This window comes from Terriglobia bacterium (assembly GCA_020072565.1).
Taxonomy (GTDB): domain Bacteria; phylum Acidobacteriota; class UBA6911; order UBA6911; family UBA6911; genus JAFNAG01.
The window spans coordinates 1-22,286 of sequence record JAIQGI010000072.1 but is presented as its reverse complement, the minus strand read 5'-3'; the positions used below and the strand labels follow the sequence as shown (position 1 = coordinate 22,286).

Sequence of the window (22,286 nt, the reverse complement as noted above, 5' to 3'; positions counted from 1 at the left end):
ACTTCCCCCCACAACCCCCTTCACGCCTTCGGCGTGGATGATATTGAGTCCATCTCCCGACTGTCTTCTCTAAACACCATTCTCAATCTGGATCACTTCTGCAAAGCGGTAGTGGACTACTCTTGCCGAGCGCCGAAGAGTTCGGGTTATCGTCGGCGCATTGCTTGCCAGCATGGCCTTCTGGGGGCCAAGAAACTACTGGTTCTTGCTTGGACTGCTTCCATTCACAACCGGCCTGATAGGCTGGTGCCCTCCGTACCACCTGCTCGGGATCAGCACCTGTCCTAAAGCCACCAAGTAGGAGCCCTGGCGGTTGTATCAAGTGTTGCATGGATACGGATGCTCCCCAGCGCATCAGCGGATTTGCACCCTGCAGGGTGTTCTGAAGAAGAGGCAGTGCTGCTTTCCTGATCCCGCCGAACGCTTGGGCCGCATTCGCCAGGACACCGGTGTCTGTGTCCCGACCCGGCTTTTCGCCAGGTGCTATTTGAATCCTTTGGAGCCGTGTCTTCTAAGCCGCCAGGTACCAGGCTTACCATCCACGTTCCAAACCATTGAGGAAACAGGGAGGAGCTCTAACTCCGAGGGACATCCCTCTTGCGTCGCAGGTCCACAGCCCTCCTTGAGCCTGAAGATCTTCAGCGTCCCCAGACTAAGGTCTTTGTGAACGAGCCTCGCCACACGCCGCCCACGGATGTAGTAATAGGCGCTGATTGAGAAAAACGCGGGAAGCATGATGATCTGCGTTTTGTAGGTCTGAAACCAAGGTCCAAGTTGCCCTTCCGATGCATGCAAAATCATTGCGGCGCACAGAACGAGCATCCAAACTACCAGAACGACCAGGAGGAATGGAGGCCTCATTATTCGGCTCAGATGATATCTCAGCTCCTCAAGCTCTCCTTCTGACATGTGTCGCTGCAGCATCTCGAAGCGCTCGCCGAGGTCCACCACCGCGCCGTCCTGGTTCATGTGTACGGCATATTGCTGCCTGGGAAGAGCCGTGGCTTCGACAACGTTGCCTCTCCACCACCCTTTGGGATGCGCGCCGTTTGCGGCAATTACCAATCCTGAAAACGGGAGCACATCGAGGTTGTGCGGTGCATCCCCTTCGGGCTGAATCAGGCCTTCCTTCAGCAGGCCCCTGAATGCCTTTCCGTCCTGCCAAGGCTCCCCCACATGCCCTTGAAATAGGAATGCGCGGCCATCCTGGAGATCCCGCCTTAGAATTCCGGCCTCGCGGAAGCAGTCCCTGGAGAGGAGAATCAGCACGGGCAGGCCGAGAAAGATCAATGAGATGGCGACCACCGATGCAATGTTGTCCATGAGCTGGGAATGTGCGCTTGCGAAATTGAGAGCAAAGAAGAGGATCGGGAGCGAGACTGCCGCTGTGACGATAATGATCAGTGGGCGCATCTTGAGCCTGGTTATGCGCCTGCGCAAGGCCGTAGCCTCTGAGGGAAAAAGACGGCGTTCGGCCGCCTTATCGAGACCTAGAAACCACTCCTGAGTTTGACTTGGTTCCTCCAGGCTGGAGTTTTCTGCGCCCATGAATATACATTTCGGCAGTCATACAAAAACTTTGCACTGATATGAAACATCAAGAATCCCCACCGTGATCCGAATCGGAAGGCCCGGGATTCCCCAGGGCCTCCGCGAGCCTCAAAATAGCATGATGAGTCAGACCGCTTCGCGGCGCTCGACGGCCAGCAAGCCGCTCAGGCGGTAGCTGGCGCCGGGGAGGGTCTTGATCTCGACTTCTTTAGATCCGTAACGGACCCTGCATGGGCCTCCGAGCTTCGAGCGCAACGTGATCCCGGCCAGCTTCCCTTCCTTCCACTCGATGTCAAGCTCCATGCCGCCGCGCGCTCGCAAACCTGTGGCCCGCCCCTCCGGCCAGGCATCGGGCAGTGCAGGCAAAATCCGGATCACCCCGTTGTGGCTCTGAAGCAGCATCTCGGCGTAAAACCGCGCCGATCGCTTCATGATCGGATGGGCCCACTCGAGGAACGCATTGTCCCGCCCATATGTGATCGGCAAGAAGCGCACTGTAGGATTTCTGCGCCGCTTTACGCATGTCCTCGGCGCAAGCCGCGGCCGGGTCGGCCGTCCGGCGGCCGGCGAATCCCTGATAGTCGGTTGCCGCCGTGACCAGCAGGAGCGCTTCGTCGGCGTCTTGGACATGACCCGTCCCCTCTATAACCGTGACTCGGCCGCCGAGGTAAACCGAAACGGCAGATGGACCCGAGGGCAGGCGGAAGGGCGAAATACCTTGAAAATCAGCGGTATCAACGGCTAGAATCTAACCGCCGATCGGTAACTACCTGCAAGGGCAGCCCGGTCATCCGCATGTGGGGCGCCGTACCCAAGTGGCTAAGGGAGAGGTCTGCAAAACCTTTATGCAGCGGTTCGAATCCGCTCGGCGCCTCCATCTAACTCATTTTTCCGCTTCAATCTACGGTTTCTCCGCTTGCACTACTGCTATCATACTTGGGACCATTTGGGACCAATAAGCGCTCCAGATTGCAAATCGCGTTCCAGTGCGCATCATCGACCACGTGCGTGTAGACATTGAAGGTCGTTTCGATCGAAGCGTGCCCGAGCTGCTGTTGGGCAATCTTCACCGGCACCCCCTCACAATAACGCCCCGAAGACGAGAGTCTCCCTACCGAAAGACAGTGCCTGTTAGACATTGATGTTCATCCACTGCTGCAGCACCGCAAAGCTCATCAGAAAATATGTGGTTTTAAGGTCTTTCGAGCAGACCGCGGCTTGAACAGGTGGGAGAAAAGAAATATCATGAAAGCAATCGAATCGTACATTCAACGCTTGTGCGTCGAGAGGGTGGAGTTCGCGTTGCAGGAGGCGGGTGCGCCCGAGATTACAATTGTCGTCCATGCCGTTGGCTATGATTATGAGCCAAATTGCTTTGACATGGATTACAGGTCAAAGTCCCGCGGCTTTGTGAATCCGGCCGGAACACAATAGAAAATCGGCATGCCTCTCTCGGGTGATCGACGAAATCTACTTGTTATCCCTTCGCCTCTCGGGCCTGAGGCTTTCGCTGTCAACATCCACTTGCCCGGAACGGTGCGCGGATCCGGGAAAAGGCAAGGGAGATAAACTGCAGTTGAATTCCAAGGCAAAAATACTGCTGATTCTGGCCCTGATCGCCATTGTGACGTTCGCTCATTACTCGACCGAGATGGCAGCGCACCAGTATCATCTCGTATATCAAGGCCTGTTTTTCATCCCGATCATGCTCGCTGGATTCTGGCTCGGACTGAGCGGCGCCCTGGAGACATCGTGTCTCATAACGCTGATATATCTGCCTTTCACGATTATTAAGTGGGACGGATGGTCCCCCGGTGATCTCAACAGCGTGCTGGAGATGATCCTTTACAACGCAGTCGCAGCGGTTCTGGGCGTTCTGAAGGATCGGGAAATGCGTGAACAGAAACGCTCGCGGGAAGCCGAGAGTCTTGCCGCCACGGGGAGAGCGATGTCCGGTCTGGCTCACGATATCAGAACTCCGCTGGTTGCCATCGGGCTGGTGACCAGTTCTGTCCGTCAGCAACTCGAGGGAGATCATCCGGGATACAAAGATCTGGAGCTGGTGGCATCGGAAATCAGGCGGCTGGAAGAAATGCTTAACGACACCCTCGACTTTGCCCGACCGCTCTCCTTGAATCGACGTCCGGAATCCATCAATAGGGTAGTGCAGGAGAGCATCTCCATCGTCGAGAAAGCGACCACGGCGAAGGCCGTCAGGATCGAGACGAGCCTGCATGATTGTGACCCCGAGGTCTCCATCGACAAGGTGAGGTTGAAGCAGGCGCTCATTAACCTCCTGGCGAACGCAGTGCAAGCTTCTCCAGATGGTCGTGATGTGATGGTCTGCACTCATCGCAGCGGGCACGACACGGTTGTCGAAATCATCGACTACGGTGAAAAGATAGATCCTGCCTTGCTTGCCAGAGTTTTTGAACCCTTCTTCACCACCAAAGCAGAGGGAACCGGACTTGGCCTTCCCATTGCGAGAAAGATCGTCGAAGCGCACGGCGGCAGACTGACAGTCCAGAACAATCCCGACCAAGGGGTCATCTTCAGGATGCTATTGCCGAGCCGGTGACTAGCCCGAATTATTCGTGAAGCAGAACCAAACGCCGGTGAAAGGCAACAAAATTGGACGCGGCTAAACGCAGGCAGGAGCTTTTGCCGTCCTGCGGCGCGGCAAAAGCTCTTGCACGCCGACCAAGTCCGAACGGTCAGCGTCCGTCAGCGTTTTTCCGCGTCCAAAAATTTCCTTTGATAGCATATTCATGAATAATCCGGGCTTGAGCAGAGGTGTATCGCGCACACGACACGCAGCTCCGGCGGACATCGCGGTGAAGCTGCTGCCCGCCGATGTCTCCGCTACTCCCGAGTGTCTGCCGCAATTCGAGCGTGAGGCGCAGGTCCTCGCCTCCCGTCGTTGATTCCGATTCAGGCCAAAATGAAGGGCGCCGGGCCAACGTCTCGCCGATTATTGCTCAGCCTGCCAGGTGCATTTTGCATAGCAGGGCGCGGTAACGCGGATCGGAATGAATTTGATCATAAAAAGGTTCTTGGTTCAGATGCCCGATGAACATGGGTTCGCGATCATCAAAAGCTTTATCCATCCAATCGAACATTTTGTCCATTTCCCCCAGACCAAAATATGCCCAGGCAAAACAGTGTGCCGGAACATGGGCTACCCGAGCTCGCTCCTCCATTTCCTCAAGCAGCTTGTGCGCTTCCGATGGCCGCCCTGCGGACGCATGGGAAATAGCCATGACGCCTAGTGTCAGGGGGCTGCGCCCGGAAAGTTCGGCCGCCTTTTGATGTGCTTCGACAGCCTGGTCATATTTCCCAAGAATCGCAAAGGTTACCCCGAGGATCCAATAAGCCAGAAAAAAGTTCGGCTCCAGCACGAGCAGGTTTCGAAGCTGCTCAATCGCACGATCATACTGCCGGCTGACATGGAGCAGGTATCCCAGCTGGTAGTGAGAAAACAGCGAAAGCGGGTCCAGTTCCAGCACGCGCTGCAATTCTGCCTTGGCCTCTTCCAGCCGCAGCATCGGTCGGAGGAAATAGTAGGCATGGCGATTGCGGACAACCGGCGAGGCCGGGTCCATTTCGAGCGCTCTCTGAAACTCACGCTCGGCGCCCTTCCAGTCGAGGTCGTAACTTCCACGTATCATTCCCAACAGCGCATGCGCTTCCGCCAGCGTGTCATCGCGGCTCAGGGCTTCGACTACCGCTGACTTAGCCTTCGGCATGGCCTGCCTCGGGGGCAGATAACCCCAGTATCCGCTCCACCAGTAGAACTCCGCGACGCCAAGGTAAGCTAATACGTAATCCGGATCCTGGGCGATCGCCCGCTCAAAAAACTCTTTGCCTTTCGCCAGTTCGTGGGGTACGCCTTTGTAGAGGCAATAGCGCCCCTTCAGGCAGAGGTAGTAGGCTTCAAGATTGTCCGTATATCGTTTGACCAGCGGCCGGGCGCCCGACAACTGCACCCTCAACTTCTCGGCGATTGCCTGTGAGATCTCATCCTGGATAGCGAACACATCCGTCATTTCGCGGTCGTATCGTTCAGACCACAGATGGTAGCCATCGGCAACTTTGACGAGCTGTGCGTTGATGCGGATCCGATTGCCGGATTTGCGCACGCTGCCTTCGAGGATGTTCTCCACATTGAGCTTGGATCCGATTTCGCGGATGTCCGCTTCCTTGCCTCGAAAGGCGAATGACGAAGTACGCGCGGTTACCCGCAGGCCCGAGAGTTGTGTGAGGGCGTTAATGATCTCTTCGGCCAGCCCGTCGCTGAAGTATTCATTCTCCTTATCCGCGCTCAGGTTGGCAAATGGCAATACGGCGAGCGATTGCGTGCGGACAGATTCCGCGACGGCCGGCGCTGTTGTGCGGCCCGAATCGCGATCACGCATGAGACGCTGCAAGTCGGCGCGCAGTTCGGAGGCACTCTGATAGCGCAGCTTGCGGTCCTTTTCGAGGGCTTTGTTGACGATATGTTCCATCTCAGCCGGGAGTTCAGGATTCAAACGCACCGGCGAAGTGGGAGTCTTGTGGAGTATGGAGTCGAAGATGACGGCGGAAGTATCGCCGGTGAATGCCTGCTGGCCTGTGGCCATCTCATAAAGCACAACACCGAACGAGAAAAGGTCAGAGCGTGCGTCGAGTTCCTCGCCGCGAGCTTGTTCGGGAGACATGTAAGCGATGGTCCCTACCGCGATGCCGGGGCTGGTTAGGAACTCCCCGGCGGTGGCTGCGGTTTCCGCTGCCTGTCGCCGCGAAGCAGGGAGTTTGGCTAATCCGAAGTCGAGGATCTTGGCCTGTCCGCTCTGGGTAATGAAGATGTTGGCGGGTTTGATATCCCGATGGATGATCCCTTTCGAATGTGCCGCTTCCAGCCCGGTGACGATCTGAATCCCCAGTTCGAGGATTTCGTACGCATCCAGCCGTTTGTGGAGAATTCGGTGCCTCAGAGTCTTGCCGTCGAGGTACTCCATTGCGATAAAATGGTGCCCCTCAAATTCATCGATATCGTAGATGGTGCAGATGTGGGGATGATTCAAGCCGGAAGCCGACTGCGCTTCCCGCTGAAACCGCTCCAGCGCATGGCAGTCCTTGGACACTTCTTCGCTCAGGAACTTCAGGGCAACCGTGCGTTTCAGCTTAAGATCCTCGGCCTTGTAAACGACGCCCATGCCGCCGCCGCCGAGCTTCTCGAGTATTTTGTAGTGGGAAACCCTCTTGCCGATCATGGGGGATTCAGCTCTCCAAGCAGTCAATCGCACACTGCATCAAGAGGTACTTCCGAGATGACCCCTATTATATCGGGATGGATCCGTCTTAGATAGCGGAATGAACCAGCGGGAATTCGCTTCGATCCCGGCTGGAGTCGGTTGCGCCGGCCGCGTGATGATCTTGAGCACCTGCTGGTTGAATTTAGTGTTGTTTCCGGTCACTTTTGTACCCGGATCTGGAAAACCGATCTCAGGGTGGCCGCAGCGCGAACTGGATGTTTCAGCAAAATGAGGGGATATCCCACAAGTCCACCTGGTCTGGAGCGAATTCCACACCCGTCCTCCGCCTTGACCGGCCGACCAGTTTCTGGGGGGCGGCCCGAGTTAACATTTGGGGCAGTTCCTGCGTCTTGATCTATGCGAGACTTCCGTGGAGACGGCGATCGGACTTTTTCGGAGTGTTGATCAGAGCCAACCCGCAACGATGCCGGAGAGGGGCGGACTCGTGGACGACATCGACCTTGTCGCGGCAGCGCGGCGAGGGGATCGTACAGCGTTCGGCCAGCTCTATACCCGATTTGCGCCCATGATCTTTGGCATCCTCCTCACGCGTATGCCCCGCCAGGAAGCCGAAGACCTGGCTCACGACGTCTTCCTGACGGCTTTGAAACAGCTTCATACCTTGAGGAAGGATGCCGCCTTTCCAGGCTGGCTGGCGACCATTGCACGGAACCGCGCGCGCGATCATTGCCGGCGCACGCAGGAGACAACCGAACTCCCGCAAGACCTGGCCGCGCCCGATGGCCGCGAGGGGGAGGCGGGTACGGTACTCGCTGCGATCAGGAGCCTTCCGAAGGCTTACAGCGAGCCGCTCATCCTCCGCCTTGTGGAGGGGATGACGGGCGACGAAATTGCCGCGCGCACCGGTTTGACACCGGCTTCCGTGCGCGTGAACCTCCACCGCGGCATGAAGCGGTTGCGAGCGAAATTGAAGGGGAGCGATGCCCATGAAGCTTGATTATCTTTGGGATGGCTCCGGCGATCCCGACCCGGAGATCCAGGAACTGGAAAAAATCCTGGCTCCCCTGCGATTTGCCCGCGAGGAGCCGGAATTCACGCTGCAGCCTGAACACGTCCGGCAGACCCGTTTTCGCGCTCTCTTCAGCTCGCGATACGTACTGGCGCTGGCTTCCGTGGTCCTGACAGTGTGCGGCGCATGGTGGTTTTTCAGTGCTGCCCCTTCTTACGAAGTGGTCCGCCTGGCGGGATCGCCTCAAATCGGTACTTCGCGTTTAAGCAGTGACGGTCGTCTGAAAATCGGTCAGTGGCTGCGGACCGATGCCTCCTCACGCGCCCGAATACAGATAGGACTCATCGGGCAGGTGGACATCGAGCCCAACACGCGCATCAAGCTGGTGGAAGCGGAGCCCACAGCGCATCGCCTCCAACTCGAGCGCGGAATTCTTCACGCCACGATCTGGGCACCGCCGCGAGTGTTTTTTGTGGACACTCCGTTCGCTGAAGCGGTGGACCTGGGTTGCGTCTACACGCTCGAGGTGGCAGATGACGGAGCCGGCATTCTTCGCGTGACCTATGGTTGGGTTGCATTCAAGCACCAGGGCCGGGAATCCTTCGTGCCGGCAGGTGCCCTATGCCGCACGATTCCCGGTGTGGGCCCCGGCACTCCCTTTCGCCAGGATGCTTCCCCCGAATTTCAATCCGCACTCGAGAAAATCGATACGGGTTCGGACTCAGGAAGCGCAGCCCTGATTGCGGTACTTTTGAATGCGCGCAAGGAAGACACCTTGACTCTGTGGCATCTGCTCGCCCGAACCGGCGGAATCGATCGGTCACGTACTACCGACCGCCTGGCGGAATTGGTCCCCATGCCGCAAGGTGTGACGCGGCAGGGAATCCTGGCCGGTGACCCGCGCATGCTCGATCTCTGGTGGGGCGCGCTCGGCCTGGGAAATATCGGCCCAGGTAAGACCGGCGTGGTGCCCGGGAGTCCGAACGCCCAATTACCGGTGGGATCCATTACACCTGTCGCTCCTGCTTCATCCGCACCCGAACAGTCTGGCCATACGATAGTCTTCCGGGTTCTGGATGCTGCGACAGGACGTGGCATCGCAGGGGCCACCCTGACAGCCAGGCAATTAGCCGAACCGGTTGCAGAGATGGTGGCCGACAGAGATGGGCGATGTGTATTCTCAGTTGCCGTTTTCTCCGCCGTCGTTGTGCGGGCAGTGGGATATGTCTCCCGCATGGTGCTGTTTCGTCCCGATGACGCTTACCCGGCTGAGTACACCTTCAAGCTCGAAAAGGGCATTGCTATTGGCGGATACGTCCAGAGTGAAGATGGGAAACCGATTCGTGATGCCAAGATCAATATCAGAGCCACTCCGGCCCTTTCTTCTATTCCAAAGCCTGCTGATCGCGAGGTCATAACTGGCATGCTTGAGGTCCAAACGGATGCCTCGGGCCACTGGCTGTGTAATGAACTCCCGTCTGCCGTTCAAACCATAGATCTGACTTTGACCCATGCGGAGCACTTGCCGTGCAGGTACACAACCGACCCGGCTCCACGCCCGGATCCAGATTACATGATGCAGTCCGTGACATTAGGCGAACTCAAAGCAGGCAGTGCCGTGCTACGGATGAAACCCGGATTTCTGATTACGGGAACCGTGATTGACATATTCGGAAAGGGGATCGACGGAGTGCAGGTGGTCCATATTGTCAGCGGTGTACCCATCTCTAACTGCCCGACTTTTACGACCACATCGGGTGGAGGGTTTTCTTTCCCCGACGCGGGCCCCGGCCGGCTGACGCTGGCAGTGCAAGCGATGGGATACGCTCCGGCGGCACTTACTCTTCAAGCCGCGCCGGGCATGCCCCCGGTCATCGTTCGCCTGGAGGAGGGCCAGATTGTACGCGGGCGCGTGGTCGATGAGGAGGGGAAACCTGTCGCCGGTGCGCAGGTCATCGGCTTGCCGGGCGTCGATTATGGAATACCATGGAAGGGCAATACCGATGCCGAAGGACGGTTCCTTCGAGATTCCGCTCCCGCCAAGCCTCAAAAGTACGGGGTGGTAGCGGAGGGCTTTCATTATGAAAAGGAGTTTGTTCTGGAACCGGGAAAAGAAAACGAGATCCGCCTCCTCAGACTCCTGACCATTCACGTTTCCGGCAAGGTAATTGACTCGAGGACGAAGATGCCGATCGACAGATTCCGCGTCATGGCGAGTTCGGACGATTGGAAAGGAGTAGATGCATCGGCGGAGGGTCGAAGCGGCGAGTTTGTGCTTCTTTTGAACGACCTCTCGCTCAGGGGGGATCCTGCGAGCCGGTACTCTCTGAGAGTGGAAGCCGAAGGGTATCGGCCCGATCTTTCCCAATCAGTGGAATTCCAAGACGGCGACCGTAGGCTCGAGATTGCTCTGGTCCGCGCCGATGGACTTTCCGGCGTGGTGCGAACGGCAGGAGGCGAGGCGGTCGCGGGCGCCCACGTTTTCCTCTGTGGCGGACAAACCACTTCCGGACCTCCGAATGCTCCCAAGAGACCCGCCATTGCTGCCCTGAGCAGTCTGAGCACGGTGAGAGCGTCTTCGGGACGGCTCTTCAACGCGAGTGTCGATAGCGATCAAGCCGGCAAGTTTGCATTCGACCCTATGCCTGAAGCTCACACGGTTGTGGCAACGCATGAAAAGGGTTTTGCGGTGGCAAAGGTAGACCAATTCCCTGCTACGGTAACACTCGATCTGGAACCGTGGGGGCGGATCGACGGCGTGCTTCGAGTCGGCAGCAAGCCCGGCGCAAACCAGAGAGTGACGCTCGAATCGTTGGTTCCTGCCTATCGTCCTCCCGCCCTGGATGTTCGCCTGAGCGCGCTTGCCGACACAGAAGGCAAATTCTCGTTCCCCACAGTTCCTCCCGGCGAGTATCGCATTTCACACGTACCTACCGGCATCCCGTTCGGCTCTCAGTACACAGTAGCTGCCGTGCGGGCGGGAGAAACTGCCAAGGTTATGTTGGGGGGAATGGGGCGTCCTGTGATTGGCCATGTCGTTATCGCAGGGCTCGATTCTCAGCCCGACTGGAGCCATGTCGTACACACCCTTGTCTTAAAGTTGCCGGATGCGCAAGTGCCGAGCCGCGCCGACCTCGAAGCATACAATGCCTGGGCACAGACTGAGGAAGGCCGGAACCGGCTTCGGTCCCAACGCCAATACGGCTTTCGGATCGAGGCTGACGGGTCTTTCCGTGTGGAGGATGTCCAGGCAGGTACCTATATCATGAACATTCTCCTGCCTCTAACGCCGGGCCTTGCTCCGGCCACTGTCAAGCGGGAGATTGTCGTTCCGGAAATGCCGGGCGGGCGCAGCGACACACCGCTGGACCTCGGAGTCCTGACACTGCAGATTCCCGGCAAGGAAAACCATCTGGAGAAATAGACGATGAAGACCGCCGGACTCAGCTGAACTATATTCCCGCCTGTAGACTCTAATCCCGTGTATCATGATGCTTACATAGAAGGTCTGGTCGCAACTGGATCATGGAGAGATTCATGGAGAACAGAGCTAAGCGGCACCTGGCTCTTTTTATGGCATGCACTGTCCTGATCATGGCCGGCATGACATTGCCGGCACAGACCAGGAAAGTGCCGGCGGCGGCCAGAAATCACTACCTGCGGGCGCAGGATTACCTGAAGCAAAACCAGCGGGAGAAGGCAGTGGCGGAATTGAAGACCGCTATCCAGCTTGCGCCGGAGTTCATCGAGGCCCACAACGACTACATCGCGAATCAGCAGGCCAAATCAGATCGGATGGTTGCCGAATATGAAGGCTATCTGAAGCAGCACCCCCAGAGCGCTGCTTACCACTACCTTGCCGGCAAAGCCTACGCCAAGGCCGGCCGCACCAAAGATAGGGACGCCGAATACCAGAAGTCGCTCGATCTGAGTCCCGGATTCAGTTGGGCCCTGATCGAACTCGGCGCCACGGCACTCGACAACCAGGACAAGCTCAAAGCGGCAGAACTCTTCGAAAAGGCGCGCGCCAAAGCCGGCGACAGCCCGAAGCTGCACATGGCATTGGCGAGCCGGCTGAATTCCGTGCAAAAATACGATTCCGCGCTTGCCGAAGTCCAGCGCGTTTTGCAGCTGGATCCCAATTCCTTCGATGCTTACCCGACCCTGTGGCGCACAAAATTGCGGCACACCTGGGGTGCGGAGAAGACCCAGGCCGAGGTGATGCAGGAGATCAAGAATCTCGAGAGCCGCTATTCCAGGAACCCCAAAGCCCTGGACGCTGTAGCCAGAGGTTATGCGATCTTTTTCGCAGATGGAGAGGAGGAGCGGGTCAGAAGGGCAATCTCCGCTATCGATCCGAAGTACTTCGTGAACTCCGGCACCGGACTCAGGACGATGGCGATGACAGCCGCAGGAAAGGAACTCACCTTCGCCGGCCCTGACGTGGAGCGGATCGACCAGGTAGGTTGGCTGGCAGATCCGAAGGCTCAATTGGCCGCCTACCGCGAAATAGAGAACAGCCTGAAGGACCAGGACCTGAAAATCCATGTTCTCTACACGCGTGAGGCCACCGCGTACATGAAAGACGGCGATTTCGAAAATGCCGAGCGACTCCTGGGTCTCATGGAAAAGGGCGGAGCCCGTGTCACCTCGCTGCAAATGGAGCTGGCCTCCGCATTCCTGGACCGGAAAATCAAGCTGGACACGGCCAGGACTTTCATCGACCAGGGCATAGCAGCCACGCGCAATGCACTCGCGCAACAGGAGGCGGCGAAGGGCTCTGCCGGCGCAATCTCCGGTACGAAGTCGCTTCTCGCCCGGTGGCTCTACTTGCAGGGGCGGCTGCTCGCGATGCAAGGAGCACTCGATCAGGCGGTGGTTCCCTTGAAGGAATCGATCCAATTGACGGAAAGGGAAGCTGCCGCGCTCGAGCTCGGCCAGGCGTATGCCAAATTGAACCGGACCGACGATGCGGTGAAAATGCTGCTGCTGGCTTGCTCCTTCGACGGCTCCAAGAGGCAGGATGCCCGGGAGGCGTTGGAGCGCATTTACGGCGACCGTGAGGGCACCAAACCGGTCGCAGCCGCTATCAGCGAGGCCGTGGAGAAACGCAAGCTGGCAATACGCTCATCGGGAGGCGTCTACATAGAACGGAGTACCCTCGAGGGCAAGGCCGCGCCTCCGTTTGAGCTTGCGGACGTCACCGGCCAGAAAGTGAACCTGTCCGACTACCAGGGCAAGGTCATACTGCTCAATTTCTGGGCAACGTGGTGAGGGCCGTGCGGTGCGGAGTATCCGCACCTTCAAAAGATTCAGGATGAGTACAAGAACAAAGATGTGGTCGTCATCCAGATCAGCGTGGACGAGGAAGATTATCTCGTTTCTCTCTATCTGAAGCAAAAACCTGCGTCCGCAATGATGCTCGTCGCCAAAGATCAGAGTAAGCGAGTCCAGGATGCCTACGGTGTGAACGGCATTCCCGCAAATTTCGTAATCGATATGACCGGGATCATCCGAAACCATGGCTCCGGATATGGCCCCGGCCTGGAAAACAAGTTGCGGGAATGGATCGACACAGCTCTGGGAACTGCCAGCAAGAAGTAAAGCCGCAAACCACTAAATACCTGGCCGGCAGCCATCAGCAATTTCCCGGCGGGTGGCGACGTTAGGGAACAGAGGTTGTAAGACCTCGGCGCGAACCCAGCGAACCTACACCGCGCGTCTCTCGTACCGGTGGTGAAGTGTGAGGATTCGCATAAATGCCATCCGGTCGAGCCAAGCGAAAACAACCAGGCTGACGATCTCTACATGCTCGGCATCCTGGGGGCCAATTTGATGATCTCGCAGCTCGCGGATGACGATAGGGGTACTTTTTCAGGTGCGAGCATTCCCTCGCATTTCTTCCGATTTGATCTGGGCCTGGCAAAAGAGATCCAGCTGCAGAACCTGCTCTTCATCCAGAACGAACTGCGCAACGCCGGGCAATTCCCCAGCTTCTTTGTTCCCATGGGAGCATACACGCCTCGCCAATATCGTTTTCAGGAGCAGACCCCCTTCATCTTCTGATCTTAACCGGATCTTAACGAGAAATTTGTGATGGCCTCACAATGCAAAGCGAAAATATCTCCTCTCCCGAGGAGGGAATATGAAGAAAGTGCGGGCAGGTTGGAGTCTCGTGGTGGGCCTGGTTCTCTTTGTGGCAGGGTGCGGCAGTGGATCAGAGACCAGCATCGCCTCCAAGTCGATAACCATTAAGGGTTCGAACACCATGGTCGTTCTCGCTCAACCCTGGGCTGAGACCTACATGAAAGAGAATCCTGCGATTACCATTCAGGTTTCAGGTGAAGGCACCGGCACCGGAATCGCTGCTTTGATCAACGGCGGCACCAATATTTGTGAAGCATCGCGCCCCATGAAAGATGTCGAGAAGCAGCAGGTTCTGGCCAGGCATGGGAAGGATGCAAAGGAGATCGCCGTTGCCATGGACGGAATCGCCATTTGCGTACATGAATCCAATCCGGTCAAGTCTCTAAGCGAACCCCAGCTCAAGGGCATTTATACTGGAAGAATCACAAACTGGCGTGATGTCGGCGGCAAGGACCAGAAGATCGTGGCCTATAGCCGCGACAACAGCTCAGGCACCTACCAGTTTTTTAAGGAACACGTACTGGGCAGTGAGGATTTCGCCCGTGATGTTCAGACTCTCACGGGGACGGGTGCCATTATAAGTGCTGTATCGAAGGATCCCGCCTCGATCGGCTACAGCGGCATCGGCTATGCTTCAGGAATCCGGGTCATCCCGATCAGCCGTGATGACAAAAGCCCGGCGGTCGCGCCTTCCCTCGAAACCGTGAAAAGCAGCCAATATCCTTTGTCTCGCAATCTTCTTTTCTACACCATTGGCGAGCCGGAAGGCGAAGTGAAGACGTTCATCGATTGGGTGCTCGGCCCTGAGGGACAAAAAATATGCGCAACAGTGGGGTATTACCCTATCGCCAAGCAGTGAAAACCCTTTCGCTTCCCAAGCTCGCGAGGACGAGAACGCTGGCTGACAGGATTGCTGCCCTGCTAATTAGCGGGAGCGCCTTTGTCGCGATCCTCTCGCTCATTCTGATCTTCATTTTTATCGGGAAGGAGGCATTGCCCGTGCTGACGTCCCCCGAGGTTCATAAAGAAGCGGATTTGGCGAAGCTGTTTCTGCCCCAGCCGCCTCGTCCCGGCGCCGCTGCTGAGTTTACCTGGCAGCCGGTTTCCGAGACACCAAAATATTCGCTGTGGCCGCTTCTTGCCGGTACTCTGAAAGCAACTTTGATTGCGGTGCTCATCGCCATCCCTCTCGCAGTGTCCGCGGCACTTTATACCTCGGAATTCGCTCCGCCCTGGGCGCGCGAAACCATCAAACCCTGTATCGAGATTCTTGCCGGAATTCCAAGCGTCGTAGTCGGATTCTTCTGCCTGATGGTGATCGCGAGCTGGTTGCAAGGAGCCTTCGGTTGGACTTACCGCCTGAATGCTTTGACCGCAGGCGTCGGTCTCAGTTTGGCGGTGATTCCCATTGTCTACACCGTCTCCGAAGACGCCTTCTCATCCGTGCCCCAGAGTTTTCGCGAAGGTTCAATTGCCATGGGTGCCTCCGCCTGGCAGACCGCCTCGCGCGTTGTGCTTCCCGCCGCGATGCCGGGCGTGCTCGCCGCGTGCGTGCTTGGATTCGGGCGTGCCATTGGAGAGACAATGATCGTGCTCATGGCATCAGGAAATGCAGCTGTGTTGTCCTGGTCGCCCGTCGATTCGATCCGCACCTTCTCCGCCACCATCGCGGCAGAGCTGGGTGAGCTGGTACAGGGAAGCCCTCATTATCACGTTCTGTTTTTTCTTGGGGCATTTCTTTTTGTGCTGACCTTCGCCGCCAACCTTATGGGCCGTTGGTGCGTGGGCAGACTCCAGAGGAAGCTGCAGGGAGCTTCCTAGCACACAGAACCAACATTTGGATTGCGACTTTTTGCCATGATCGAGCGGACAAAATGGATCGGAGGTTTATTCCAGGCACTTACGGCGTTGGCCTGCCTGATTATCATCGCGATGGTGGCAATCATCCTCGGGAATATCGTGACCCATGGTGCCCGGAACTTGTCATGGGAATTTCTCTCGCAGCCGCCAAGAGATCACTTTACCAAGGGAGGGATTTTCCCGGCCATTTTCGGCACGGCGGCGTTGGTAATTCTGATGACGATCGCCGTCATTCCATTAGGAGTCGCCACGGCCGTTTACATGCACGAATATGCGCCCAAGAGGTCGCGCATCGTCCACCTGGTGCGTCTCGCCATTCAAAACCTGGCCGGGGTGCCGGCTATTGTATTCGGCCTGTTCGGAGTTGGCTTTTTCGTCGAGTTCATCGGCCGCGGGATGGATCGCACCTTGTATGGCGGCAGGCTGGTGTACGGGCAGCCCGCAATCATCTGGGCCGCGTTGACGATGGCATTGCTGACTCTCCCAACCGTGGTTGTCGCCACCGAAGAGGCGTTGCGCGCCATTCCCACAAGCTATCGTGAGGTTGCCTATGCTCTCGGCGCGACCCGTTGGCAGATGATCCACCGCATCGTACTCCCTCAGGCAGCAGGCGGAATATTAACGGGGGGCATTCTGGCTGTGAGCCGCGGTTCAGGCGAGGTCGCACCGGTCATGTTCACGGGCGCCGCTTACTTTTTGCCGCATTTACCTACCCGATTAAATAATCAGTTCATGGAGCTTGGTTATCATGTCTACGTCATGTCGACTCAGGCATATGATGTCGAAGCAACCAAACCTCTCTTGTTTTCAACCGTATTAGTACTGCTGATTTTGACCTTCCTGTTAAACTTTACGGCCATTATGATCCGCTCTCAGATCCGAAAGAGGCTGCGCTATGGGCGTTAGCGCTCCACCCGTTCTGCAAGCGGAGAACGGCGCACCCGAATTTGCCGGTATGCAAACGGAAGACCTGCGCGTGAGCTTCGCCGCAGAGGAGATCCTAAAAAGCATAACTCTCGAGGCCCGGCGCGGCGAGATCCTGTCGATCATCGGCCCGGCGGGCGCGGGCAAAACCACGTTTCTCCGATGCCTCAATCGCATGCTCGAGCTGGATCTTGATTTCAAGGTCTCCGGCAAAGTGCTGCTGAACCAACAATCGGTCTATGACCGGGAAGTGCAGGTAGCGGCGCTGCGGCGAAAGATCGGAATGGTTTTTTCCGTTCCCGTCACATTGCCGATGACGATCCATCAGAATCTCACCTTCGGGCTGAACCTCGATCGCGAAGGAAGAAACCGGCGGGATGAGCGGCTGGAAGCGGCATTGCGAGCAGCGTATCTATGGGACGAGGTAAAAGACCGCCTCCAGGAGCCGGCCCGGAACCTCTCCGGAGGGCAGCAGCAGCGCTTGTGTCTTGCGCGCGCGCTCACGCTGCGGCCGGAAGTGCTCCTCCTCGACGAACCCTGCTCGGGGCTGGATCCGATCTCGACCCGAAAGATCGAGGAAGCGCTGCAGGAACTGAAGGCGGACCTGACGGTCATCCTGGTGACCAACAACGTGAAACAGGCGGCCCGGGCGTCGGACCGGACCGCATTCTTTCTTTTTGGTGAACTGCTGGAGGTCGCAGCTACCGAGACGCTCTTCACCACCCCGAGAGAGAGAAAAACCGCGGACTACATCTCAGGCAGATTCGGGTGATTCATGATTCAGGCGGGCACAATCCTGCAACCGAAAATGGAAACCAGGGCGCTGGATTTGTGGTACGGTAAATTCCAGGCTCTGATCGGGGTGTCCCTGGCGATACCGCCTGCCGCGATCACCGCCATCATCGGCCCTTCAGGTTGCGGCAAATCAACTCTGGTGCGCGTGTTCAATCGCATGAACGACGGCATTCGCGGAATCCGGATTTCCGGGGACACCCTGCTCGACGGTCAGTCTGTTTATGCAAACGGAGTCGATCTAAGGCAGCTCAGGAAGCGCGTGGGGATGGTTTTCCAGCGGCCCAATCCCTTTCCGCTGACGGTCTTCGAAAACGTCGCCTACGGCCCGAAAATTCACGGCTTGTCGGCAGGCGACCTGGAAGAAAGAGTGGAGAGAGCCCTGCGTCAGACGGGATTGTGGGGTGTTCTCAAGGATCGGCTGAATGCTTCCGCCCTTTCGCTGGCGCCGGAGCAACAGCAGCGGATCTGTATTTCGCGCCTGCTCGCGGTCGAACCGGAAGTGCTGCTTATGGATGAACCGACTTCAGCCCTGGATCCGATTGCGACCGCGCGGATCGAAGAATTGCTGATCGAGCTCAAGAAACGCTATACCATTGTGATCGTCACCCACAACATGCAACAGGCGGCTCGCATATCCGACTACACCGCCTTCATGTTGCTCGGCGAGCTTGTCGAGGTCGGGGAGACCCAGACCATTTTCACTCTGCAAGCCGACCCGAGGACAGAGCAATATATCTCAGGGAGGTTCGGATAAATGCAGCGTCACTTCGATGATCAGATCCAGGAGCTTCTGTCAAAACTCGTGCTCATGGGACGAGTAGCAGAATCCATGATTCAGACGGCACTGCGAGTCCTGATTGAACGCAACGAAGCACTGTTTGAGCAAATCTCACGCAAAGAAGAAGAAGTAAACGAGCTTCAAATGGAAATAGACGATCGCGCGGTCAAGCTGACCGCTCTGCAGCAGCCCGTCGGCAGCGATGTCCGGTTTCTGTTCATGGCATCCCGCATTGCCTCCGAATTGGAGCGCATCGGCGATCAGGCTGTCAACATTTGCCAGAACGCACATCATGTGCTCAAGGCGCCGCCACTGAAGCCGCTGGTCGACCTGCCGCGCATGGGCGAGATTACCGAACTCATGGTGCGCAACAGCATTGAAGCCCTCGTAGCCAGAGACTGCAATCTGGCTGACAAGGTCTTGAACGACGAAAAAGAGGTGGACGCATTTCGGAATCAGATCTTCCGGGTGCTGTTGACTTACATGATGGCGGACCCTGGAACGATTGAGCGGGCCCTGGCTTTAATCCTGATCGCGCGCAACCTCGAGCGCGTGGGGGATCATGCGACGAACATTGCCGAAGAGGTCATCTATATGGTCGAAGGGCGCGAAGTCCGGCACCGACGCGAGAACAAGGCCCGAAAGGATCGTTAAATGCAGGCAGGAATCATGAAATGCTTGGCGCGGCCGAGCCGCAACCAAAACTAAAGTTCACCGCAGAGCTCTTGCGACGGCTGCGTCGTTCATTGAAAAAAGAAACTTGTTATCCGCGCCGACAGGTGAACATATTGCGAACGTATGGTGAACACCAGGTGAATTTCCGGCCCTCCATGGGGAAGTTTCCGGAGAGCCGCGGAGAAAAGGAGCCTCGAAAAGGCGGCAAACAATAGTCCCATAGAAGGCCGAGGTTTATCAGACGAACCGAAATGAGCACCAAAGGTGCGGCACAAGCCGTCTGTGCCGGTCCTTCGGACCTCAATTATTTGTCTCACTCAACCCCGCCCTCACGGGCGGTCTCACTGACGGCGCTTCGCGCCTCCCGGTTCTGCGTTTCGGTGGCGAAAATCCTTTCCTTCGCGCAATGGATTTGCGAAAAATTAGTACGAAACATCCGAAGATGCTTCCGTGTATTTTGCAGGACCTTTTGAGATAAGGCATGCCGAAGAAAACGGTATTGGCCATTGATGACGAGAAAGATCTGATCGAGCTGGTACGCTACAACCTCGAAAAGGAGGGCTTCCTGGTGCGGGGTGCGCCCGACGGGGAGACCGGCCTGGCGATGGCGCTGCAAGAAAGACCGGACATCGTGCTGGTAGACCTGATGCTGCCGGGAATGGATGGCCTGGAAGTTTGCCGCAGTCTGAGAGCCGATAGCAGGACTGCAGCCATTCCGCTTATCATACTTACCGCAAAGTCAGGCGAATCCGATCGCGTTATCGGCCTGGAATTGGGCGCGGACGATTATGTGACCAAGCCGTTCAGCGCGCGTGAGCTGACGGCGCGAGTGCGAGCACTGCTGCGTCGCACTGAGGCCCACCACGAACCGCGCGCGCTGCTGCGGTGGGGCGATCTGCTTATCGACTTAGAGCGGCGCGAGGTGACCTGCGGAGACCGGGCGATCGAACTTACGGCTACCGAGTTCCGCCTGCTTCATTTTCTGGCTTCTCATCCGGGGCGAGTGTACTCGCGCGGAGAAATGATCGACAACGTCCTGGGACGGGATGCCGAGGTGCTCGATCGCACCGTGGACGTCCACATTTTGGCGTTGAGAAAGAAGCTGGGCAAACACGGCGCGTTGGTTGAAACCGTACGTGGTTTCGGCTACCGGTTTCAGCAAGAGGATTCGAAATAATCGTCTTCCAAGCATATCCCGGGAAGCTGTTTACGAACGCGAATTACGAGAGAAATCAGTGAAAAGGCGGCTGTTCTGGAAATTCGGATCGCTGCAACTGGTTCTTTTCCTGCTGGTGCTCCTGGTGGTGGACACCTATGTTGTCCGCTCGCTCCGCGAGGAATACATCGAGGCTGCGCTTGGGCAGTTACAGTCCCTCTCTCACCTTACGGAAAGCCGGCCGCCCGAAGGCCTGGATGAGACTTCACTCAAGCAGTGGACCGCATGGATGGCCCTAACCGGGACTCGCATCACCGTGATCGCGCCGGATGGGAAAGTGCTGGCGGATTCCCAAGAAGACCATGCCAGGATGGACAACCATATCGGCAGGCAGGAGGTACGGGATGCTCTCGAGAAGGGCTCCGGCCGGGCGGTTCGTTACAGCGCCACAATCGGTCACGATCTCGTTTACCTGGCAGTCCGCCAGCACACCAGAGACGGAAGTACCATCATTATCAGATACGCCGTGCCGCTGGAGCGTCTCGCCGAGGCTCTCACCGGATTTCGGCGTGGCCTCTGGACTGTATCTTTCATGGTTCTGGCGCTCGCCGGGAGTGCCTCACTCCTCTTCTTTCGGGCTCTCGCCCGGCGCATAGAACGACTGAAGGAATTTTCGCGCGCGGTTGTCGCAGGAAATTTCCGGGGACTCCCCAAGGATCGCAAAGGGGACGAACTGGCCGACCTTTCCAGCACGCTCAGCCAGACCGCCGAGCAACTGGATGCAACGATTCGAACCTTGCGGGAAGAGCGCAACCAGTCGGCTGCTGTTCTGGCCAGCATGTCCGATGGTGTCGTGGTCGTAGGTCCCAATCAGCGGGTGATTTTCTGCAATGCGGCATTCTGCCGGGCAGTGAATATCGAAATCGCGACCTGGGAAGGCCGCCCTGTCGTTGAGGTGATTCCCAATGCCGATCTGCTGAATTTCGTCGAGCAGGTGCGCACAGTGAATGCCCCGATCACCAGCGAGCTTATCGTGGGCTCAGTGCGCACCAGGAGCTTCGCCGTAACGGCTACTCTGATCCGTTCCAATGACACAACCTCCGGATCCGTGATCGTGCTTCACGACATCAGCGAACTGCGCAGGCTGGAACGGGCGCGCCGCGACTTCGCGGCAAATGTTTCCCACGAGTTCAAGACACCTCTGACCGCGATCCAGGGTTTCGCCGATACGCTGCTCAGCGGCGCCCTCGAAGATGCGGAACACAGCCGCAAATTTGTAGAGATCATCCGTGAAAATGCGGTCCGCCTGGGTCGCCTGACCGATGATCTTCTCAAACTGGCCCAGATCGAAGCCGGGAAACTTGAACTGCAGCGTCAACCCGTGGCCGTCAGTTCGGTGACCCAGCCTTGCCTGGAGGTCACGCGCCTTAAAGCGGATCAGAAAAACCTGACTCTTGAAACGGACTATCGCGCCGATTTGCCTTTGGTGAATGGGGATAGCCTGTGTTTACAGCAGGTTCTGCAGAATCTCCTCGATAATGCAGTACGTTACTCTCCGACAGGGGGCCGCATCATTGTAAGGGCTTTCGTTAAGGACTCGGAAATCGTGATCTCGGTTTCGGACAGTGGTGTCGGCATTCCAAAAGCCGAACAGGAGAGGATTTTTGAACGGTTTTATCGTGCCGATGCCGCTCGATCGCGGGAGGATGGAGGAACCGGATTGGGACTCTCCATCGCCAAGCACCTCGTCGAAGCTCACGGGGGCCGGATCCAAGTTCAAAGCGAGGTCGGGATCGGATCTACATTCTCCGTATTCCTCCCTCGTGCGTAATGGGGCCGGGCCTTCGGGTTCGCAAAATAATAAATGAAAGCAAAGTAGATTCCATGCTGACAACATCGGATTATCACCACGTTAATACCGTTTATATCTCACCTTCGTCGATTCTTCTCTGATTCATCATATTCGCATCATCTTTGGCTTGTAGGGTAGCTCCTGAGCTAAGGGCCCGCGCAAAAATAAGTACGCAATTCTGGTCGTTCATCGATCATATCAGCTCCTTTGAATTCGATCTCCAAGCTGACATTGCGATCGCCGTATAACCAAGAATGGCAAGGCCTCTCGCGGACAATTGCTTT

20 protein-coding genes and 1 tRNA gene are annotated in these 22,286 nt (G+C 57.2%); 18 read left to right on the top strand and 3 right to left on the bottom strand.

What is annotated here, in order from left to right; all coding sequences use genetic code 11:
• The first annotated feature begins 172 nt into the window (after nt 1–172).
• On the top strand, nt 173–301 hold the full coding sequence (locus LAP85_26980; GenBank protein MBZ5500058.1) for a DUF2892 domain-containing protein: 129 nt from the start codon (nt 173–175) through the stop codon (nt 299–301).
• Between the two features lie 182 nt (nt 302–483).
• On the opposite strand, the gene LAP85_26975 is transcribed toward LAP85_26980, so the two are convergent.
• Together LAP85_26975 and LAP85_26970 are read right to left on the bottom strand one after the other, a co-directional pair.
• The gene (locus LAP85_26975; GenBank protein ID MBZ5500057.1) at nt 484–1,548 is read right to left on the bottom strand and encodes a hypothetical protein; all 1,065 of its coding nucleotides are present in this window, start codon (nt 1,546–1,548) and stop codon (nt 484–486) included.
• 129 nt (nt 1,549–1,677) lie between these two features.
• Nucleotides 1,678–1,983, bottom strand: coding sequence for a hypothetical protein (locus tag LAP85_26970; protein MBZ5500056.1), 306 nt, complete (start codon nt 1,981–1,983; stop codon nt 1,678–1,680).
• A 28-nt stretch (nt 1,984–2,011) separates the two neighbouring features.
• Here LAP85_26970 and LAP85_26965 point away from each other — a divergent pair, with 28 nt between their 5' ends.
• The 4 genes from LAP85_26965 to LAP85_26950 all read left to right on the top strand — a co-directional run bounded on the left by LAP85_26965 (nt 2,012) and on the right by LAP85_26950 (nt 4,129).
• The gene (locus LAP85_26965; GenBank protein MBZ5500055.1) at nt 2,012–2,296 is read left to right on the top strand and encodes a hypothetical protein; all 285 of its coding nucleotides are present in this window, start codon (nt 2,012–2,014) and stop codon (nt 2,294–2,296) included.
• A 56-nt stretch (nt 2,297–2,352) separates the two neighbouring features.
• Nucleotides 2,353–2,428: transfer RNA gene (locus LAP85_26960), tRNA-Cys, on the top strand.
• 368 nt (nt 2,429–2,796) lie between these two features.
• Entirely contained in the window at nt 2,797–2,985 is a 189-nt protein-coding gene (locus tag LAP85_26955) for a hypothetical protein (GenBank protein ID MBZ5500054.1), read from the top strand.
• A 142-nt stretch (nt 2,986–3,127) separates the two neighbouring features.
• Nucleotides 3,128–4,129 (top strand): hypothetical protein, encoded by a 1,002-nt coding sequence (locus LAP85_26950; GenBank protein ID MBZ5500053.1) that lies wholly within the window; start codon nt 3,128–3,130, stop codon nt 4,127–4,129.
• A gap of 400 nt (nt 4,130–4,529) precedes the next feature.
• Here LAP85_26950 and LAP85_26945 read toward each other — a convergent pair whose 3' ends face one another.
• Nucleotides 4,530–6,803, bottom strand: a complete 2,274-nt coding sequence (locus LAP85_26945; GenBank protein MBZ5500052.1) for a protein kinase — start codon at nt 6,801–6,803, stop codon at nt 4,530–4,532.
• 466 nt (nt 6,804–7,269) lie between these two features.
• Between LAP85_26945 and LAP85_26940 the strand changes: the two genes are divergently transcribed.
• From LAP85_26940 to LAP85_26880, 13 genes are all read left to right on the top strand, one after another.
• The gene (locus LAP85_26940) at nt 7,270–7,803 is read left to right on the top strand and encodes a sigma-70 family RNA polymerase sigma factor (protein MBZ5500051.1); all 534 of its coding nucleotides are present in this window, start codon (nt 7,270–7,272) and stop codon (nt 7,801–7,803) included.
• A complete protein-coding gene (locus tag LAP85_26935; GenBank protein MBZ5500050.1) occupies nt 7,793–11,239 on the top strand; it encodes a carboxypeptidase-like regulatory domain-containing protein in 3,447 nt (1,148 codons plus the stop codon). The genes LAP85_26940 and LAP85_26935 overlap by 11 nt, the downstream gene beginning before the upstream one ends.
• A gap of 113 nt (nt 11,240–11,352) precedes the next feature.
• On the top strand, nt 11,353–13,089 hold the full coding sequence (locus LAP85_26930) for a tetratricopeptide repeat protein (protein ID MBZ5500049.1): 1,737 nt from the start codon (nt 11,353–11,355) through the stop codon (nt 13,087–13,089).
• 36 nt (nt 13,090–13,125) lie between these two features.
• Nucleotides 13,126–13,419, top strand: coding sequence for a redoxin domain-containing protein (locus tag LAP85_26925; protein MBZ5500048.1), 294 nt, complete (start codon nt 13,126–13,128; stop codon nt 13,417–13,419).
• Between the two features lie 204 nt (nt 13,420–13,623).
• Complete coding sequence (locus LAP85_26920; GenBank protein ID MBZ5500047.1) at nt 13,624–13,881, top strand: hypothetical protein; 258 nt, start codon at nt 13,624–13,626, stop codon at nt 13,879–13,881.
• 79 nt (nt 13,882–13,960) lie between these two features.
• The gene (locus LAP85_26915) at nt 13,961–14,821 is read left to right on the top strand and encodes a phosphate ABC transporter substrate-binding protein (GenBank protein MBZ5500046.1); all 861 of its coding nucleotides are present in this window, start codon (nt 13,961–13,963) and stop codon (nt 14,819–14,821) included.
• Nucleotides 14,782–15,783, top strand: a complete 1,002-nt coding sequence (gene pstC / locus LAP85_26910; GenBank protein ID MBZ5500045.1) for a phosphate ABC transporter permease subunit PstC — start codon at nt 14,782–14,784, stop codon at nt 15,781–15,783. The genes LAP85_26915 and pstC overlap by 40 nt, the downstream gene beginning before the upstream one ends.
• A 36-nt stretch (nt 15,784–15,819) precedes the next feature.
• Nucleotides 15,820–16,728 (top strand): phosphate ABC transporter permease PstA, encoded by a 909-nt coding sequence (pstA, locus tag LAP85_26905; protein MBZ5500044.1) that lies wholly within the window; start codon nt 15,820–15,822, stop codon nt 16,726–16,728.
• Nucleotides 16,718–17,518: a phosphate ABC transporter ATP-binding protein gene (locus LAP85_26900; protein ID MBZ5500043.1), complete on the top strand. Its 801-nt coding sequence runs from the start codon at nt 16,718–16,720 to the stop codon at nt 17,516–17,518. Before pstA ends, LAP85_26900 begins: the two co-directional genes overlap by 11 nt.
• A gap of 3 nt (nt 17,519–17,521) precedes the next feature.
• Entirely contained in the window at nt 17,522–18,295 is a 774-nt protein-coding gene (gene pstB, locus LAP85_26895; GenBank protein ID MBZ5500042.1) for a phosphate ABC transporter ATP-binding protein PstB, read from the top strand.
• Nucleotides 18,296–18,973, top strand: a complete 678-nt coding sequence (gene phoU / locus LAP85_26890) for a phosphate signaling complex protein PhoU (GenBank protein ID MBZ5500041.1) — start codon at nt 18,296–18,298, stop codon at nt 18,971–18,973.
• A 502-nt stretch (nt 18,974–19,475) separates the two neighbouring features.
• Nucleotides 19,476–20,171, top strand: a complete 696-nt coding sequence (locus LAP85_26885; protein ID MBZ5500040.1) for a response regulator — start codon at nt 19,476–19,478, stop codon at nt 20,169–20,171.
• Between the two features lie 58 nt (nt 20,172–20,229).
• Entirely contained in the window at nt 20,230–21,981 is a 1,752-nt protein-coding gene (locus tag LAP85_26880; GenBank protein ID MBZ5500039.1) for a PAS domain-containing protein, read from the top strand.
• Nucleotides 21,982–22,286 lie beyond the last annotated feature (305 nt).

Excerpts from the sequence above, each read along its gene's own strand:
- LAP85_26945 (MBZ5500052.1), bottom strand. The coding sequence starts at position 6,803 with ATGATCGGCAAGAGGGTTTCCCACTACAAAATACTCGAGAAGCTCGGC.
- phoU (MBZ5500041.1), top strand. The coding sequence starts at position 18,296 with ATGCAGCGTCACTTCGATGATCAGATCCAGGAGCTTCTGTCAAAACTC.
- pstC (MBZ5500045.1), top strand. The coding sequence starts at position 14,782 with ATGCGCAACAGTGGGGTATTACCCTATCGCCAAGCAGTGAAAACCCTT.
- LAP85_26940 (MBZ5500051.1), top strand. The coding sequence starts at position 7,270 with ATGCCGGAGAGGGGCGGACTCGTGGACGACATCGACCTTGTCGCGGCA.
- LAP85_26970 (MBZ5500056.1), bottom strand. The coding sequence starts at position 1,983 with ATGAAGCGATCGGCGCGGTTTTACGCCGAGATGCTGCTTCAGAGCCAC.
- LAP85_26930 (MBZ5500049.1), top strand. The coding sequence starts at position 11,353 with ATGGAGAACAGAGCTAAGCGGCACCTGGCTCTTTTTATGGCATGCACT.
- LAP85_26975 (MBZ5500057.1), bottom strand. The coding sequence starts at position 1,548 with ATGGGCGCAGAAAACTCCAGCCTGGAGGAACCAAGTCAAACTCAGGAG.
- LAP85_26885 (MBZ5500040.1), top strand. The coding sequence starts at position 19,476 with ATGCCGAAGAAAACGGTATTGGCCATTGATGACGAGAAAGATCTGATC.
- LAP85_26900 (MBZ5500043.1), top strand. The coding sequence starts at position 16,718 with ATGGGCGTTAGCGCTCCACCCGTTCTGCAAGCGGAGAACGGCGCACCC.
- LAP85_26920 (MBZ5500047.1), top strand. The coding sequence starts at position 13,624 with ATGCTCGGCATCCTGGGGGCCAATTTGATGATCTCGCAGCTCGCGGAT.
- LAP85_26980 (MBZ5500058.1), top strand. The coding sequence starts at position 173 with ATGGCCTTCTGGGGGCCAAGAAACTACTGGTTCTTGCTTGGACTGCTT.
- pstA (MBZ5500044.1), top strand. The coding sequence starts at position 15,820 with ATGATCGAGCGGACAAAATGGATCGGAGGTTTATTCCAGGCACTTACG.
- LAP85_26915 (MBZ5500046.1), top strand. The coding sequence starts at position 13,961 with ATGAAGAAAGTGCGGGCAGGTTGGAGTCTCGTGGTGGGCCTGGTTCTC.
- LAP85_26955 (MBZ5500054.1), top strand. The coding sequence starts at position 2,797 with ATGAAAGCAATCGAATCGTACATTCAACGCTTGTGCGTCGAGAGGGTG.
- LAP85_26935 (MBZ5500050.1), top strand. The coding sequence starts at position 7,793 with ATGAAGCTTGATTATCTTTGGGATGGCTCCGGCGATCCCGACCCGGAG.
- pstB (MBZ5500042.1), top strand. The coding sequence starts at position 17,522 with ATGATTCAGGCGGGCACAATCCTGCAACCGAAAATGGAAACCAGGGCG.